The following is a 13,965-nucleotide window of genomic DNA, read 5'->3' as shown; positions in this document are numbered from 1 at the left end:
CTTGGCGGGCAGCGACGCAATCCTTGCTCGCCTTGGCAAGCTGCACCCGAAAGTCATCGACCTTTCGTTAGGGCGGATTACCCGGCTGCTTGAAAAGCTGGGCAATCCGCATCTTTCGCTCCCCCCCGTCATTCATATCGCTGGCACCAATGGCAAGGGATCGACCCTTGCCTATCTGCGGGCAATCTATGAGGCGGCCGGACTTCGGGTGCATTGCTCCACATCCCCGCATCTGGTGCGTTTTCATGAACGCATCACCCTTGCCGGCCAGATGATTTCCGAAGAAGCCCTTTGTGATCTTCTGGAAGAAGTTGAGGCGGTTAATGCAGGGGACTCCATTACCTTCTTTGAAATTACCCAGGCCGCGGCATTCCTTGCCTTTTCGCGGGTTCCAGCCGATGTCCTGTTGCTTGAAACCGGGCTGGGTGGCCGTGTCGATGCGTCAAACGTCATCGATAAACCTGCCGCGACCGTGATCACGCCAATCTCACTGGATCATCAAGGGTTCCTCGGTGACACGATTGCCAAAATCGCGTTCGAGAAGGCCGGGATCATGAAAACCGGCGTTCCCTGCATCACAGCCCCACAAAGCCTTGAGGCGTTTAATACGCTGGCCTGTCACGCCAACCGCATTTCGGCCCCGATCTTCAATGATTTCGAGGTCACCCAGGAACGCGAAGACGGCTTCACCATCCGCATCGGGACCGAGCAGATCGATCTCCCGCACCCTGCCCTGCCAGGACGCCATCAATATACCAATGCCGCCACCGCGATCGCCACCGTGCGCAAGGCTGGAATTCGTGGTTGTGACGGCAAGGATACCAATATCCTTGCCCGTGGTCTTGAAACCGCAAGCTGGCCCGCACGGCTACAGAAACTTACCAAAGGCCCGCTGTGCGATGCCTTGCCCGATGGATGCGATCTGATTTTGGATGGTGGCCACAACATTGCCGCGGCCGAGGCAATTGCCGACTGGCTGTCGCGCCAACCCGCTGGCGACACCGTTGTCATCATGGGCATGCTTGATAACCGTGATGCGGAAGCCTTCCTGAAACCGTTGGCAACGCATATCACCGCCTTAGCCGGTGTGCCAATCCCCGGCGAACATCAGGCACATCGGCCAGAAACCCTGCGCGATGCGGCCATTGCCTGTGGCATTTCGCCGGCATTTTCCAGTGACGGGTTCGAAGCGGCCATTACCCAGCTTCTTGATGCCTGCCGCACCCCGAAACGGGTGCTTATTCTGGGATCCCTCTATCTTGCGGGTCTGGTTCTGGAAAAACACGCCTGATCAAGCGTATATGCGTATTTTCTGAATCAATGCTGTAATATCTCCGTCTGACAAGGCGTGCCCGGCATCATTCAACGTTATCTGATCTGCCTGGGGGAAGTGCTGTAAATAGGTTTCGCAATGCGCAAACCCGACAATCTTGTCGTCTTTGCTGTGACAGAAATGCATTGGCCGACACCCTTCGAGTATAGCCAGCTCGTCCTCCGTCAGCGAAAAATCCGTTACTTCCCAGTCTTCCAGACCCCAAAACGGGGCAGCGATGCTAAAGACCGCTGCAAAGCGATTGTTATCACGCCAGATTTGCGGATTTCGTGCCAGATATTGCAAGATGGACGACCCGCCAAGTGAATGGCCCATCAATACGGCCCCTGATCGTGCCTGTGAAACCGTCTTTGCGATCTCGGCCAACCACCCATCTATGTCCGGGCGTTCCGGGTCGGGCATCAAAGGGGCGATGATGTGAAACTCGTCACCAAGGGCTTCTTCCAGCCGGGAAATCAGGCCGGTGCTGCCGCTGTTGCCGCCTTGCGGACCGGCACTGTGGATAAAAACCAGATCACGTAACACAGCCATGATGCCCTCCGTCGTTTAGAAATCGGTCATCAGAACACAGGCAGTCAGACGTCGGGCAATCAAACGTCAGGTAGTTCGATCTTGCGCCGTGCTGAGCCCCTTGCCGGTCCATCACCGCCATCTGTACGGCGCAGACGCAGATTGCCCGCCGTATTCTGGCGGCGACGATCGCCCTGGACAAGTGGTGGCAAACCTCTGTCACCCGTAGCATCGCCATCATTTGCAACCTGGGCCGGATCACCGTGTTTGGCAGCTTCGCGTTTGACCTTGCGCCCGGTAATCCAGGTATAGCCAAGAATATAGAGCAAAAATCCACCCACACCGACGGTCAGGGTCAGGAACTGCAACACCGGCAGAAAACTGCCAAAAATCATCCCGCCGCCATAGATCATGAAGATGCAAAGGGCGGCCACCGGTGCCAAAGCCAGAAAGAAGATGCCACGCACCTTGTGGCGGATCGGGCCGTAATGCATCAGCATCGCGTAGAACAAATACATCAGCGCGACAAACACCACGAGTTTGATCAACAAGACGAAGTGATCAAAGTTGGCAAGGCGTTGATTACGTTCATAAATGCCAAAGACAACAAACAGTCCATGGACGATCAGGCCAAAGGTGCCAAAGGTCAGGATAAAGCGCAGCCATACAGTGACGCTAAAAAAGCTGCGCCATCCACCACCGTTCGCATTGCGACGGTCTTTCTGCTTTTTGCCTTTCCGGGTGGCGAGCTTCATGTCATCTGAAAGCTCACGCGCCGGACCTGCAGTTTCGACGCCGATGCCTTTTGGCAAAAATTCCGGCTTGCTCGTTTTCCGGGTCACGAACCCGCTCTCCCATGTCCCTTGGGATGAAGTAATCCGCTACCATAGCAATCCCGGGGCAAGCTGATAAGCACAAAGAAGAGTGATGCCAAAAAACCCGGAAAATGAGGGTTTTAGCAATGTTGTTATGATTTCGAAATGATATCTCAGACGCATAAGCTTACCCTTGGCATACGCATACGCAAAACTGTCAGCAGCCTTGGGTGTTTTTGCCTGTTTAAGGCAGGCGGCACTCGACTTACAGGCCGGGATCGGGCATTCTTCCGGCCAATCTTTTAACGAGTATAAGAGCACGAGACGCATGACAGATTCCGCCCCGTCCAGCACCGGTTCGTCCGCCGCCAAATCCCCGCGTCGCGTCGTTCTGGTTGACGGTTCCGGCTTTATTTTCCGCGCCTTTCACGCCCTGCCACCGATGACAAGCCCCGATGGCACGCCGGTGAATGCGGTCTATGGCTTCTGCACCATGCTGATGAAGCTGCGCGAAGATACCAAACCAGACCATATGGCGGTGATCTTTGACACCAAGGGCAAGTCGTTCCGCAACGACTTCTATCCCGACTACAAGGCCCATCGTCCGCCGCCGCCCGAAGAACTGGTACCGCAGTTTGGCCTGATCCGTGATGCGACCCGTGCATTTAATCTGCCATCCATCGAGCTCGAAGGTTTTGAGGCCGACGATCTGATCGCGACCTATGCCCGCCAGGCCGAGGCAGAAGGTTCTGACGTGATTATCGTGTCTTCGGACAAGGACCTCATGCAGCTTGTCACCGATCGGGTACAAATGTTTGATGCGATGAAGAATCGCACCATCGGTGCTGCCGAAGTTCTGGAAAAATTCGGTGTTTCCCCGGACAAGGTCATTGATATTCAGGCACTTGCGGGCGATTCCGTCGATAACGTGCCGGGTGTGCCCGGTATTGGCATTAAAACCGCCGCCCAACTTATTGATGAATATGGTGATCTTGATTCTCTACTGGAACGCGCAGGCGAAATCAAACAGCCCAAGCGCCGCGAGAAACTGATTGAAAATGCCGAGCTTGCCCGTATTTCGCGCGATCTGGTGACGCTGAAAACCGATGTGCCGGTCGTCGAACCACTCGGTGACTTCGAACTACGTGAACCCGATCCGGAAGTTCTTTTAAGCTTCATCGCAAGTCACGGCTTTAAATCATTGCTTTCTAAAGTAAAGTCGAAATTCGGCGGCGATGTTGATTTTGAAAGCCCGACGGCGGCCGGTGTTGGCGTCAATGATATCAAGGTCGAAAAGGCTGAATATGAACTGGTGCAGGATGAAGACCGCCTAAGGCACTGGATTTCCGAGGCCGAATATCTGGGCACCGTCGCAGTCGATACCGAAACCACGTCACTTGATGCCCATCAGGCCAAACTGGTCGGTGTTTCACTTTCGACCGAGCCGGGCAATGGCTGCTACATCCCGCTTGGTCATGTCAGTGGCGCGGCACAAGGCGGCTTTGATTTTGGCGACAATCCAGCCGACAGCCCAAGCAACAGCAAGGACGCGCCGAAGCAAATCAAGCTTGAGCGCGCGATTGAGCTGCTCAAACCGCTGTTGGAAGACCCCGGTGTGCTGAAGGTCGGTCAGAACCTGAAATACGATATGATCGTTCTGGCCCGCCATGGCATCAAGGTCGCCCCGATGGATGACACCATGGTGCTGTCCTATGTGCTTGATGGCACCAGCCACGGGCATGGTATGGATGAACTGGCCGAACTGCATCTGGATTACAAACCGATTTCCTTCAAGGATGTCTGCGGCAGTGGCAAGACCCAGATCACCTTCGATCAGGTCCCGCTCGACAAGGCGCTTGATTACGCGGCCGAGGACGCCGATATCACGCTGCGCCTGCATCGGTTGCTGAAACCTCGCATCGCGCAGGAACATATGGCCAGCGTCTATGAGACGCTTGATCGTCCGCTGGTGCCTGTTTTGGCCGAAATGGAAGGCCTTGGGGTCAAGGTCGATGCCGAGATCCTTAAAAACCTGTCCGAAGACTTCGCCAAACGCATGGCTGCCCTTGAAGAAACCATTCACGAAATGGCGGGCGAGCCGTTCAACCTTGGCAGCCCCAAGCAGCTTGGCGAAATCCTGTTTGATAAAATGAGCCTGCCCGGCGGCAAAAAGACCAAAACCGGGGCCTGGCAGACCGGGGCAGATGTGCTTGAAGCGCTGGCCGCCCAAGGCCATGACCTGCCGGCCAAGCTTCTGGAATGGCGTCAGCTTTCCAAGCTTAAAAGCACCTATACCGATGCGCTGGCGCACCATATCAACCCCAATACGGGCCGCGTACACACCAGTTACGGGCAAACCAACGTCAATACCGGGCGTTTGTCATCGAATGACCCGAACCTGCAAAACATCCCGATCCGAAGCGAAGAAGGCCGCAAAATCCGCACGGCCTTTATCGCCGAACCCGGTCACAAGCTGATTTCTGCCGACTATTCGCAGATTGAATTGCGCCTTCTGGCCCACGTGGCCGAGATCGACGCCCTGCGCGAGGCGTTTAAAAACGGCGAGGACATCCACGCCGCGACCGCATCGAAGGTTTTTGGCGTTCCGATCGAGGGCATGGACCCGATGGTCCGTCGCAAGGCCAAGGCGATCAACTTCGGGATCATTTACGGCATCTCGGCCTTTGGTCTCGCCAACCAGCTTGGCATTGCCCAGAAGGAAGCCAAGGAATTCATCGAAGCCTATTTCGAAATTTATCCAGGCATCCGCGATTACATGGACGAGGCCAAGGAATTCGCCAAAAAGCACGGCTTTGTCCGCACACTGTTTGGCCGCCATATCCATATCAACGGCATCAATGACAAAAACGGCATGCGCCGAAGCTTTGGCGAACGTGCCGCGATCAACGCGCCGATTCAGGGCGGTGCGGCTGACATCATCAAACGCGCGATGATTGCAGTCCCGAACGCTTTGCTGGATGCCGGGCTTAAAACCCGCATGCTGCTTCAGGTCCACGATGAATTGATCTTTGAGGCCCCGGAAGACGAAACCGAAAAGGCGATCAAGACCATCCGCGAAGTCATGGAAAACGCCGCCCACCTGTCCGTACCGCTGATCGCCGATGCCGGCATCGGCGATAGCTGGGCCGACGCGCACTAGTACCCAGACGCATATCAAAGCAAAAAGCCCCCGCTGCAACACTCTGCAGCGGGGGCTTTTTTTAAAGATCAGCTTTGACGTTCTGGGCGCTTAAAGTCCCAAAACTTCCCGCATCGAATAAAGCCCCGGCGCCTTGCCTTCCGCCCATTTGGCGGCGCGAACCGCGCCCTTGGCAAAGACTTCGCGTGACGATGCCTTATGGGTGATCTCGATACGCTCGCCCTCGCAGGCAAAGACGACTGTGTGGTCGCCAACCACGTCACCACCGCGCAGTGTTGCAAAGCCGATGGTGCCGTCTTCACGCGCACCTGTGTGGCCATCGCGGGAACGGACAGCAACATCATCCAGATTAACCCCACGCCCCTTGGCTGCAGCTTCACCCAAGCCAAGCGCGGTACCCGACGGGGCATCGACCTTGTGTTTGTGGTGCATCTCAACGATTTCGATGTCGGCGACATCCTTATCAAGGATGCTTGCCACCTTCTCGACCAGTGCGAAGGCAAGGTTCACACCGACACTCATGTTCGGGGCAAAGATGATCGGGGCTTTTTGGGCAGCGACTTTGAGTTCATCTTTCTGATCGTTCGATAGGCCGGTGGTGCCGATCACAAGGATGGTGCCTGTTTCTGCTGCCAGTTTCACATGTTTCATGGTTGCTGCCGGGGCGGTAAAATCAATCACCGCATCGACCGCTTCAAACAGTGCCTTGGGATCATCGCCGACGACAACGCCGCTTTCTTCCAGACCGGCGATCAGGGTGACGTCCTTGCCGATGAACGGGCTTCCGGGCAGGTCGGTGCCGCCACCAACCTCACAGCCCTTGGTCTTGGCCGTTTCATTGACCAACATCCGCCCCATACGGCCAGCACATCCAACAATCCCGATCTTCATTTCCGGTCTCCTCCGGGCAAGCAAATTCAAACTCGTAATTGCTTTAACACACGGCTCCGACAGCGCAAAACAAAACCCCTGGCAAAGCGGCCGGGGGTTTGGGATATTCATGTTTTAAGCGCAAGCCGATCAGTCGGTCAGGTCTTTCCAGATTTCCTTCATCTTGGAAAAGAACCCTTCGCTTTCCGGGCTCGACCCCTGTTCGCGCGAAATCTCGTCGAATTCCTCAAGCAGTTCTTTCTGACGGTCTGTCAGATTGACCGGAGTTTCGACGCTGACTTCGACAAACATGTCACCACGCGCTTGCGAGCGCAGGATGCTCATGCCCTTGCCGCGCAGACGAAGCTGCTGACCGGACTGGGTACCTGCCGGGATATTGATTCGGGTGCGGGTGCCTTCGATGGTCGGCACCTCGATGGTGCCACCAAGGGCGGCTTTGCCCATCGGGATCGGAATCCGGCAATACAGGTTGGCCCCTTCGCGCTGGAAGAAACGGTGATGCCCGATATCGAGGAAGATATACAAATCACCCGGAGGCGCACCATTGGTGCCCGCCTCGCCCTCGCCCGCCAGGCGAATGCGTGTGCCGTCTTCGACACCGGCCGGAATGGTGACCTGAAGGGTCTTTTCCTTTTCGACGCGACCAACACCGTGGCAGGATTTGCACGGGTTCTTGATGATCTTGCCTTTGCCATGGCAGCTCGGGCAGGTGCGTTCAATGGTAAAGAAGCCCTGCTGTGCGCGGACCTTGCCGTGACCATTACAGGTCGGGCAATTGACCGGCTGCGAACCGGCTTCGGCACCGGTACCGTCACAGCTGTCGCACGATACGGACCCCGGAATGGTAATCTCGGCCTTTTTGCCTTCGAACGCTTCTTCAAGCGTGATCGCCATGTTGTAGCGCAGATCCGCCCCACGGGACGATCCGCCCCCACCGCGGCGTCCGCCGCCCATGGCGCCAAAAATCTCGTCAAAGACGTCGGCAAAACCGCCGCCGCCAAATCCACCGCCGAAGCCACCACCAAAGCCGCCGCCACCGGGGCCGCCCTGTTCAAAGGCAGCATGGCCAAAACGGTCATAGGCCGCGCGCTTTTCCTGATCCTTCAGGACCTCGTAAGCTTCGCTGACCTGTTTGAATTTGACTTCAGCTTCGGTATCGCCCGGATTTTTGTCCGGGTGGTATTTCATCGCTTGCTTGCGATAGGCGCTTTTCAGCTCGGCTGCACTGGCATCCTTACTGACACCCAACAGCTCGTAATAATCTTCTTTCGCCATCTGTAACTCCGAAATACGGTCGGGCCGTTCCAGCAAATTCTTGCGTCCGGAACGGCCCGATTTTTCTTTACAGGGCGTCGTTCAAGACGACCTCTGCGGTCGCCTTACTTGTCTTTTTTGTTGTCATCGACTTCTTCGAAGTCGGCGTCAACAACACCGTCGTCGGCCTGTGCAGAGGCATCAGCGTCCGCCGCGTCACCTGCGCCAGCTTCTTCCTGCTGGGCCTGATACATGGCTTCGCCAAGTTTCATCGAGGCCTGCTGCAGTTCGTTCAGCTTGGTGGTGATGGCTTCGGCATCTTCACCATCCTTGGCTTCTTTCAAAGCCGACAGGGCGTTTTCGATTTCCGACTTGGTCGCATCGTCAACCTTGTCACCATGTTCCGAAAGGTTCTTTTCGGTGGCATGGATGATGGCTTCTGCCTGGTTGCGGGCTTCGACAAGGGCCTTGCGCTTTTTATCAGCTTCGGCGTTGCTTTCCGCATCCTTGACCATGTTTTCGATCTCGTCATCGGAAAGACCACCAGATGCCTGAATGCGGATCTGCTGTTCCTTGTTGGTCGCCTTGTCTTTGGCGGACACGTTGACGATACCGTTGGCGTCGATGTCAAAGGTCACTTCAATCTGCGGAACACCGCGCGGTGCCGGCGGGATACCAACCAGATCGAACTGGCCAAGCATCTTGTTGTCAGCCGCCATTTCACGTTCACCCTGGAAGACGCGGATGGTCACGGCCGTCTGATTGTCTTCAGCGGTCGAGAAGGTCTGCGACTTGCGGGTCGGGATCGTGGTGTTACGGTCGATCAGGCGGGTGAAGACACCGCCAAGCGTCTCGATACCGAGCGACAGCGGGGTCACATCCAGCAGAAGAACGTCTTTGACGTCACCCTGCAGAACACCACCCTGAATCGCGGCACCAAGGGCAACAACCTCATCCGGGTTCACACCTTTGTGCGGATCACGGCCAAAGAACTCTTTAACGCGTTCCTGAACCTTCGGCATACGGGTCATGCCGCCGACCAGAATAACGTCATCGATTTCACCAGCAGTAATTCCGGCGTCTTTGAGTGCGGCCTTACACGGGGTCATGGTGCGTTCGATCAGATCGCCAACCAGACCTTCAAGCTTCGCACGCGACAGCTTGATATTCAGGTGTTTCGGACCAGATGCGTCTGCGGTGATGAACGGCAGGTTGACATCGGTCTGCATCGACGAGGAAAGCTCGATCTTGGCTTTCTCGGCAGCTTCTTTCAGACGCTGCAGGGCCAGACGGTCTTTGCGCAGATCGATCTGCTGTTCTTTTTTGAACTCGTCAGCAAGGTAATCGATGATCTGTTTGTCGAAGTCTTCACCACCAAGGAAGGTATCACCGTTGGTTGATTTAACTTCGAAAACGCCATCGCCGATTTCCAGAACCGACACGTCAAAGGTACCACCACCAAGGTCATAAACGACCACGGTGCCACCGTCTTTCTTGTCCAGACCATAGGCCAGTGCAGCTGCGGTCGGCTCGTTGATGATACGTTTGACTTCAAGACCCGCAATCTTGCCGGCGTCTTTGGTTGCCTGGCGCTGGGAGTCGTTGAAGTATGCCGGAACGGTAATCACGGCTTCGGTTACCGGCTCGCCCAGATGGGCTTCTGCGGTTTCCTTCATTTTCTGAAGCACCATGGCTGCGATCTGGCTCGGGGCCATTTTCTCGCCATTGACTTCAACCCATGCATCGCCGTTTTCGCCCGATACGATTTTGTACGGAACGAGATCCTTGTCCTTTTCGACTTCCGGATCGCCGTAACGACGACCGATCAGACGTTTAATAGCAAACAGGGTGTTTTCCGGGTTGGTGACTGCCTGGCGTTTCGCCGGCTGACCGACAAGGCGTTCACCATCATCGGTGAAAGCGACCATTGACGGGGTGGTACGAGCACCTTCGCTGTTTTCAATCACACGGCCTTCTTTGCCGTCCATGACTGCTACGCACGAGTTGGTGGTGCCAAGGTCGATACCAATAATCTTACCCATAGTAAGTTCCTCTTTTAGCGGCCGGTCCGTCCCGCAGCCTCCGAAATGAAGCGCCGCGCAGGACCTCCTGGGACCAATGGTTGTAATACACGTAATTTTTCTGGGGCTTCTTCGTTACCCCGCGAACCTATATATGAAAGTCGCCACAAAGTCGCAAGCGGTCAAAGTGGGGAATCTTGGCTGTTTTTTGCCTTCAAACCGCATTTTTGATCCGATCAACTGCATTTCAGGCCCGATAAACCGGCGCAATGGGCAAGAAAAGCCGGTTTTTAAGGCACAAAACCCGACTTTCGAATTGCTTCATAACCGGGTTGCAAAACACTCAGATCACGGACCTCAGATCGGAATATCGGCAGGATTACAGCGGGTTTGGCGCAACACGGTCTCAAGTCTGTTCGCCAGATTTTCCTTTTCATCTGCGCCCAGAAAACGCGCAATTTCCAGACTTTTGCCGTGCGTGCGCAAAAACAGCGCGGTTTGTTCATCCTCACCGCGTTCCAATACCACGCGCAGCCAATAAGGCTGAAAATCAAATTCCTCGCGTTCACCACGCACTGAAATCCGTGTCACCCGAAGGTTGCCTTCTGCAAGCTCGATCCGTTCTTCCTGCCGGGCGGAACGAAAACTGAAATAAAACGCCAGTGACAGCAACACAACATCAAGCCCCAAAAACCCGATCACCGGCCATGCGCCCACCGACCAGAAGATAAATCCAATGGTCGTGGTGAGTGCGGCTATGAACAGCACAATATTGCGGGCAGCGCGGCGCGACAGCGATCGCGGCGGAAACAGATCCACCCGAAAGATCGGTTTTGCTGAACGCGGCACGTTTGGCATTTACAATCTCGTGAATGCGGAATGATATTGGCATAGGTGTTTCGCGTACCAATCACTTAACGTCATTTACATTGCGACAGCACTCAGTAGATTGGCACCTTATTTTTTCTTAATCGCGGTAAGACCAATGATCAAAGTCAGCTACGTTATAACACTGTTCAACAAGCAAGATTACATTCGGCCCGTGCTGGATGCAGTTCTTGCACAAACGGGTGACTTTGACCGCGAGATAATTTTAGTAAATGACGGTTCCACCGATGACACTTTGCCAAGGATAGAAGCCTATGCCCACCGGCACCCCGAAATAAAGATCATCACAATCGAAAACTCCGGTCCTGCGATTGCCACCAATACCGGCATTCGTGCCGCCACCGGCAAGTTCATCAAATTTGTGGATGGCGATGATGTGTTGTGTCCTAATTCGACCGAACTTCTGCTGAATGCGCTCGAAGAGACTGGCTTTGGATTAGCACATTCGCTGATCGAGCAAATCGATACTGATCAAAAAATCTATCAAAAACCTGAACCGAATCAAGGTGATTATCGGCTTTTGAGGAATTCGGAAGCGCTCTCAACGATGATTGAGATGGCTAGGTTCAATCCAAGTTGTGTCCTTGTTAGAACTCAACTGGCGAAGAGAGCTTTAGGATGTGACGAGAGGGTTTTTATACAAGATTATTCTATTTGCTTGCGCTTATCCTGCATAACCAATTTTGTGGAAGTACCCATCGTTCTGGTTTTTGCTCCGAAAGATGCGGAAGGACGGCTTTCTGGTGCCGCAGCGGGAGCCCAAGCTCTGCACGATTTGAACCTTGCGCTAGCCTACTTGCTGGAAGATCATCCTGATCTAACATCGAAGATGCGTCGCAAAATTGTTAAAAGAGCAACTAGTAGATCCTGGCGCTGGGCCAAACGACGCGAGAAAAAGTCAGTTTTCTCGATCGAATTCAGAAACTATGTGTTTGCAAAGCTGGGACTGGTGGGATCCCATCCTGAAAAGATTGTTTTTGAAAGCTGCGAAACATTCAGGCGAACTTCTACAATTAGGTTCTCTAGACATCTTGCCAGTAAACCGCAATAAGGATGTTCCAATGGCCCGCCCGATGAACAAAGCCGCCATCGAAGAGTTTTTCCAGCGTCTGTCTGATGCAGACCCGGAACCGAAAGGGGAGCTTGACTACACCAATCCCTATACCCTTCTGGTCGCGGTTGCACTCTCTGCACAGGCGACAGATGTCGGGGTGAACAAGGCGACCAAAAAGCTGTTTCAGATCGTCTCAACCCCGCAGGACATGCTTGATCTTGGCGAAGAAGCATTGATCGAGCACATCAAAACCATCGGGCTTTATCGTGGCAAGGCCAAGAACGTGATGGCGGCGGCCAAAATCCTTGTCGAAAAGCATGGCGGCATTGTCCCCAACGATCAGGAAGCCCTCGAAGAACTCCCTGGTGTCGGCCGCAAGACCGCCAATGTGGTACGCAACATCGCCTGGGGCGAACATACCATGGCGGTTGATACCCATATTTTCCGGCTCGGCAACCGTACCGGCATGGCCAATGGCAAGACGGTTCTGGCGGTTGAAAAGGCGCTGCTGAAAAAGGTTCCGGCCCGTTTCATGACCCATGCCCATCACTGGCTGATCCTGCATGGGCGCTATATCTGCAAGGCGCGCAAGCCGCGCTGTGGCGACTGCATCGTCAATGATCTGTGCAATTACAAAGACAAAACGCCTGCCGGGGCTTGATCCGGCAGGCGTTTAAAAGTTTCAGCAGTTAACAAGATCCAGATCAGAAAACCTGATCGAAGCTTGCCGGGGCAGGTGCAATGACCTTTGCGCCATCGGGCTGGACTTGCATGATGGCATAACCACGCTCGGACTGACCATCCGGGGTCAGGCGGAAGATACCGTCCACACCGACAAATCCGCTTGGATTGGTCAGCGTCTGCTGGCTCATATTGTTTTCATCACGCGCCATCAGGGCCGCCAAAGCCGTGCTGTCATAGGCAAGGCTTGAGATGCGTGGCGGCTGGCTGCCAAAGGTGCGCTCAAAACGGGCGGCAAACAGCTCCCAGTTTTCCGGGTTGGGGGCGGCAAAAATCCCGCCCTTAAGCGCCGGTTCGGCAAACAGGCCCGGATCGTTCCAGCCAAACGTTCCGATAAACTGCACCACGGATGGGTCAACATCGAAATAGGCCAGAAGCGAGGAAACCTGACGCAACTCGCCACCGGTGGCCGGCAGGATCAGGGCATCAAAATCAAGCTCGCCAAAGGTATCGACCCCTTCAAGACGCCTTAGCGCGCGTTTGGACCCGGCACTGCCATCGGCTTCAAGCTGCGCCTTGTGCGCACGCAGGTTCGCACGCCGCGCGTCATAATTGGCAAAGTCCCGAATGGTTTGCTGCAAATCTTCCGAACCGGGTTGATAGAACGCCACCCGGCCAAGGGTCCCGCCAACGCGTGAGACAACGGTATTAAGTCCGCTTGCGATCTGGCGGCCATAATCGTTTTGCGGCAGAAGGGCTGCGAAACGGTAACGCCCTTGCGTCGTGGCATAGCCCGCCGCACGCGCGATCTGGTCTTCCGGGATCAGGCCATTGACCCAAACACCGCTTTCCGCCACCCGACGATTGTTGGAAAAGGCCACCACCGGCACATTTGCCGATTTGGCAACTTCGCTGGCCCCACTAACCGATTCGGCAAATAGCGGGCCAAGGATCATCTTGGCACCGGCATCGACGGCCTCGCGCGCGGCATTCTGCCCGCCCTGATAGGTTCCCGCGGTATCGATTGGCATCAGGATGAAGTCATCACCGGCAATATCAAACATGGCGAGTTCTGCGGCATGGCGCATCGCCCGGCCCAGTTCGCCGTGCTGACCTGACAGCGGCAACAACAACGCAACCCGCTTTTCAAAAACAGCCGCATCGTCATTATACAGCAACGGAAGTTCAGCGCCCTCGCCCTCGGGCAAGGCAGCATCGCTTGGCCATGGGCTGGCATCAGGGATCAGGCCCTGATTGGGGGCACTGTTCGGATCAACGGTATTGCTGCCTGGCTGATTGGCACTTTCAACCGGCGCCCCATCACGTTGCATGCCGAAAAGGTCCGTGATACTCGTGGT

At 55.2% G+C, this 13,965-nt stretch carries 11 protein-coding genes; 4 read left to right on the top strand and 7 right to left on the bottom strand.

The window, feature by feature from the left end:
- Position 1: 1 nt before the first annotated feature.
- Positions 2 to 1,291, top strand: coding sequence for a folylpolyglutamate synthase/dihydrofolate synthase family protein (locus AUQ41_RS02405; protein WP_083952706.1), 1,290 nt, complete (start codon positions 2 to 4; stop codon positions 1,289 to 1,291).
- Here AUQ41_RS02405 and AUQ41_RS02400 read toward each other — a convergent pair whose 3' ends face one another.
- Positions 1,292 to 1,864, bottom strand: coding sequence for an alpha/beta fold hydrolase (locus tag AUQ41_RS02400; RefSeq protein WP_063086418.1), 573 nt, complete (start codon positions 1,862 to 1,864; stop codon positions 1,292 to 1,294).
- A 59-nt stretch (positions 1,865 to 1,923) separates the two neighbouring features.
- Positions 1,924 to 2,685 (bottom strand): hypothetical protein, encoded by a 762-nt coding sequence (locus tag AUQ41_RS02395; protein ID WP_063086416.1) that lies wholly within the window; start codon positions 2,683 to 2,685, stop codon positions 1,924 to 1,926.
- A 301-nt stretch (positions 2,686 to 2,986) separates the two neighbouring features.
- Between AUQ41_RS02395 and polA the strand changes: the two genes are divergently transcribed.
- Entirely contained in the window at positions 2,987 to 5,818 is a 2,832-nt protein-coding gene (gene polA / locus AUQ41_RS02385) for a DNA polymerase I (protein ID WP_063086412.1), read from the top strand.
- A gap of 90 nt (positions 5,819 to 5,908) precedes the next feature.
- On the opposite strand, the gene dapB is transcribed toward polA, so the two are convergent.
- The 4 genes from dapB to AUQ41_RS02365 all read right to left on the bottom strand — a co-directional run bounded on the left by dapB (position 5,909) and on the right by AUQ41_RS02365 (position 10,842).
- Positions 5,909 to 6,709, bottom strand: a complete 801-nt coding sequence (dapB, locus tag AUQ41_RS02380; protein WP_063086410.1) for a 4-hydroxy-tetrahydrodipicolinate reductase — start codon at positions 6,707 to 6,709, stop codon at positions 5,909 to 5,911.
- A gap of 129 nt (positions 6,710 to 6,838) precedes the next feature.
- The gene (dnaJ, locus tag AUQ41_RS02375) at positions 6,839 to 7,984 is read right to left on the bottom strand and encodes a molecular chaperone DnaJ (protein WP_063086408.1); all 1,146 of its coding nucleotides are present in this window, start codon (positions 7,982 to 7,984) and stop codon (positions 6,839 to 6,841) included.
- Positions 7,985 to 8,088: 104 nt separating this feature from the next.
- A complete protein-coding gene (dnaK, locus tag AUQ41_RS02370; protein WP_008888681.1) occupies positions 8,089 to 10,005 on the bottom strand; it encodes a molecular chaperone DnaK in 1,917 nt (638 codons plus the stop codon).
- Between the two features lie 336 nt (positions 10,006 to 10,341).
- The gene (locus AUQ41_RS02365; RefSeq protein ID WP_063086406.1) at positions 10,342 to 10,842 is read right to left on the bottom strand and encodes a DUF2244 domain-containing protein; all 501 of its coding nucleotides are present in this window, start codon (positions 10,840 to 10,842) and stop codon (positions 10,342 to 10,344) included.
- A 127-nt stretch (positions 10,843 to 10,969) separates the two neighbouring features.
- On the opposite strand from AUQ41_RS02365, the gene AUQ41_RS02360 reads away from it, so the two are divergent.
- Together AUQ41_RS02360 and nth are read left to right on the top strand one after the other, a co-directional pair.
- Complete coding sequence (locus AUQ41_RS02360; protein ID WP_083952707.1) at positions 10,970 to 11,923, top strand: glycosyltransferase family 2 protein; 954 nt, start codon at positions 10,970 to 10,972, stop codon at positions 11,921 to 11,923.
- Between the two features lie 22 nt (positions 11,924 to 11,945).
- Positions 11,946 to 12,587, top strand: coding sequence for an endonuclease III (gene nth, locus AUQ41_RS02355; protein WP_063086839.1), 642 nt, complete (start codon positions 11,946 to 11,948; stop codon positions 12,585 to 12,587).
- A 43-nt stretch (positions 12,588 to 12,630) separates the two neighbouring features.
- On the opposite strand, the gene AUQ41_RS02350 is transcribed toward nth, so the two are convergent.
- Positions 12,631 to 13,938 (bottom strand): penicillin-binding protein activator, encoded by a 1,308-nt coding sequence (locus AUQ41_RS02350; protein ID WP_063086838.1) that lies wholly within the window; start codon positions 13,936 to 13,938, stop codon positions 12,631 to 12,633.
- Positions 13,939 to 13,965 lie beyond the last annotated feature (27 nt).

Source organism: Thalassospira sp. MCCC 1A02898 (assembly GCF_001618185.1).
In the GTDB taxonomy this organism is placed as follows: domain Bacteria; phylum Pseudomonadota; class Alphaproteobacteria; order Rhodospirillales; family Thalassospiraceae; genus Thalassospira; species Thalassospira tepidiphila.
This window is presented reverse-complemented; position numbering and strand designations above follow the sequence as displayed.